Source organism: Micrococcus sp. (genome assembly GCF_030523875.1).
Lineage (GTDB): Bacteria > Actinomycetota > Actinomycetes > Actinomycetales > Micrococcaceae > Micrococcus.
Genome location: NZ_JAUNHR010000072.1, coordinates 1 through 1,904 on the forward strand (window position 1 = coordinate 1; position 1,904 = coordinate 1,904).

Annotated in this window: 1 protein-coding gene and 1 pseudogene; one reads left to right on the plus strand and one right to left on the minus strand. The window is 73.2% G+C overall.

Annotation, left to right across the window (positions count from 1 at the left end):
* A pseudogene (locus tag Q4D18_RS09310) lies at positions 1–438 on the plus strand (hypothetical protein); the annotation flags it as partial.
* Between the two features lie 19 nt (positions 439–457).
* On the opposite strand, the gene Q4D18_RS09315 reads toward Q4D18_RS09310, so the two are convergent.
* Positions 458–1,904 (minus strand): glycosyltransferase family 87 protein (locus tag Q4D18_RS09315; RefSeq protein WP_368389639.1); only part of this gene is annotated, 1,447 nt, incomplete at its 5' end.

Below are 1,904 nucleotides of genomic sequence, written 5' to 3' on the forward strand. Positions count from 1 at the left end.
CTCCCGCAGGTCCTCCTCTCCTGGACGCTGGCCGTCGGCGTCGTGGGCACCGCCGCCTTCCCCCAGGTGTACCCGTACCACCGCACCCTCACCGGGGACATGGCGGTCACGCAGCATGCGCGGGACCTGGCCCACGCGGTCTCCCTCATCCCGGACGACGTGTGCGTGGAGGCCGCCGACAACGCCGTGCCGCACCTCACCGCGCGCACCCACGTGGGCCTGCACGGGGACATCGGGGACGAGCTGTCCACGTGGGTGATCGTCGACACGTCGGTGGAGGAGCTCGGCGGCTGGGACCCGCTCACCCCCGCCCAGGCGATGGCGCGTGCCGACCGCCTCGGGTTCGAGGTCGTCTGGGCCGAGCGCGACGTCGTCGTGCTCCGCCACCCGACGCGCGGGGTCTCCCCCGTGTGCTCGACCTACCTCGAGCACCGCTGACCGCGGCGCCGTCGACGGCTCAGGCGCGCTGCAGGCCCCGGCCGGACGGCGGCAGGAGGAACCGATCCTCCGCGCCCGTGAAGACGCCGGCGCCCGGGTCCTCGGCCACGCCGGAGGGCAGCGGCTCCACCCCGTCCACGAGCGCGGAGCGGCGCACCGGGTCGCGGGAGGGGTCCAGGACGTCCCGGACCACGGTGGCCATGATCCAGATGAGGGCCAGCACGTGCGCCACGATGCCGGAGGCGTACCAGGCGGTGATCCACCACGCGCCGTCGGCGAAGGCCCCGCCGGAGGTGATGCGGGCGGACTCCATCCACACGCCGCCCCAGTGGTAGACCTCCACGGCCATCCAGATCCAGAACCGCCGCCGGCGCGGGGTCGCCAGGACCACCAGGGGGATCAGCCACATCACGAACTGCGGGGAATACACCTTCCCCCAGATCAGGAACGAGGCCACGATCAGCAGGCACAGCTGGGCCACGCGCGGCCGGTGCCGGGCGGCCAGACCCAGGTACGCGATCGCGGCGCAGCACAGCGCGAACATCCCGTTCTGGAGGGTGGAGAACGTGGAGCCGGACCAGCCGGTCCAGGCCAGCGCCAGCCAGGTGGAGGAGAAGGAGACCTCGCGGTCCCCGGAGAAGGTGTAGAACCGGGACCACTGGTCGAAGGCGGTGAGCATGAACGGCACGTTCACCGCCAGCCAGGCGGCCACCCCGGTCCCGAGGGCGGCCAGGAAGCCGCGCCAGCGCCCGGTGCGGATCGCGAGCACCAGCAGCGCCCCGTAGAAGAACAGCGGGTAGAGCTTCATGGCGGCGCCCAGTCCGAGCAGGAGCCCGGACAGGACGGGGCGGTCCTCGCTCCACGCCCACAGCGCCAGCGCCGCGAGCATCACGGCCCACAGGTCCCAGTTGAGCATCGAGGTGAGGACGATCCCGGGGGCCACCGCCACCAGCAGCGCGTCCTTGGAGCGGCCGCGGGCCGTGTACGCGGTGGCCACCACGGTGACCATCCAGCACAGGGTGACCCCGATCGCGTTGACGTCGAAGTACACCACCGTGCGCTCGTGCAGGGAGCCGTCGCCCGGCACGAGCCAGGACGTCACGCCCGCGACCACCGCGAGCAGGGCCGGGTACTCCATCCACTGCTCCTCCGGGAGGGGCGTGTAGAAGGGGAAGTACCCCTCGGCGAGCCCGCGCGTGGGGAACAGCTGCGCGAAGTCGGAGTAGCACATGTGCACGTGCACGTCCGGGGCGGCCCACCCGTTCACACGACACCACTGCTTGGTGAGGAGGGCGACGACGGCGGCCGCCGCCGTGACGGCGATCAGCACGCCGATCCACCGCGGGTCGGGTCGGCCGGTCGGACGCAGCGCGGCGGCGCGGGGACGGGAGCTCACGGGTCTCACTCCTGGACGGGAGCGGCGGTGCGGGCGGACGGCCCGGGCGCCGGCGAGCAGCTCGGGGAGG